General features: G+C 31.8%; 1 protein-coding gene. It reads left to right on the top strand.

Annotated features, from left to right (window positions below):
- Window positions 1–158 precede the first annotated feature (158 nt).
- A partial coding sequence (locus tag RMO83_RS12190) for a PQQ-dependent sugar dehydrogenase (RefSeq protein WP_310559972.1) occupies window positions 159–1,430 on the top strand: 1,272 nt, incomplete at its 3' end.

A 1,430-nucleotide genomic window follows, 5' to 3' on the forward strand; every position in this document is an offset into this window, starting at 1 on the left:
TATCCAAAAGATAAAATTATTGGAAATTTGTGATAATAAACAAACCATTATTAATTAAATAGTTATGAGCAATTGTAACTATTTTTTTGTAATTTTACGTATTAAAAAATAAAAAATCCCCAAAACCATTTTATAAAAAAATTATAATCATTAATGTTATGAAAAACTTATTATATTTATTTTTTGGGTTGATTTCGAGTTTTGGGTTTTCTCAAACAATTGCACTTCAAAGTTTTGCCACTGGTTTTTCTAATCCAGTCGAAATTGCTCATCCAACAAACGATTCGAGATTATTTATTGTCGAACAAACTGGAAAAATTAAAATTCTAAACGCCAACGGAACCACAAATCCAATTCCGTTTTTAGATGTAGCAACTTTAATAACAACCGCTGGTGGCGAACAAGGATTGTTAGGTTTGGCTTTTTCGCCAGATTATGCGACCAATGGTTATTTTTTTATTAATTATACAAGAACCAATGGCGACACAGTTATTGCCAGATATCGAGTTTCGTCAGATATTAATATTGCAACATCAGCAGCCGATGCAATTGTTCTAATAATCGATCAGCCTTATTCTAACCATAATGGTGGCTGTATTAAATTTGGTCCTGATGGTTTTTTATATATAGGTATGGGCGATGGCGGCAGCGGTGGCGACCCTCAAAATCGTTCTCAAAACGTTAACGAAAATCTAGGTAAAATGCTAAGAATTGATGTTACGGTTGGCATAAATCCAGCTCCGTATCTAAATCCGTCGACCAATCCTTATGTTGGAATTGATGGCAATGACGAGATTTGGGCAATCGGACTACGAAATCCTTGGAAATTTTCTTTCAATAGATTGAATGGCGATTTATGGATTGCTGATGTTGGTCAAAATCAATTCGAAGAAGTAAATAAAGTAGCAAGTCCGTTGCCAAATAATTTAAATTTTGGTTGGCGATGTAAAGAAGGAAATTCAAATTATGACACCACTATTGGTTGTACAGGTTTGACTTTGACTGCTCCAATAGTTGCTGTAAACCATAATATTGGTTCTTGCTCAATAACTGGCGGTTATGTTTACACTGGAAGTTTATATCCAAATCTTGTTGGAAAATATTTATTTACAGATTTTTGTAACCCGAAAATTGGAATAATTTCAAGCACAAATACATTAACTTATTCAACAGAATTTGTTAACAATGCATTTTCGACTTTTGGTGAAGACAAAAATGGCGAATTATATATTGCAGATTTAAATTCAGGAACAATTTTTAAAATTACAGACACTTTATTAGCAACAAATACTTTCGAATCTTCAAGTTTTAAGGTTTATCCAAATCCGACTAAAAATGAAGTTTTTATTGAAAGTTCAGATGCTAATTATCCAACCGAAATAAAGATTTTTGACATTAACGGAAAATTATTATTGAATCAAAAAACCGAA

This window comes from Flavobacterium sp. (assembly GCF_031423415.1).
GTDB lineage: Bacteria > Bacteroidota > Bacteroidia > Flavobacteriales > Flavobacteriaceae > Flavobacterium.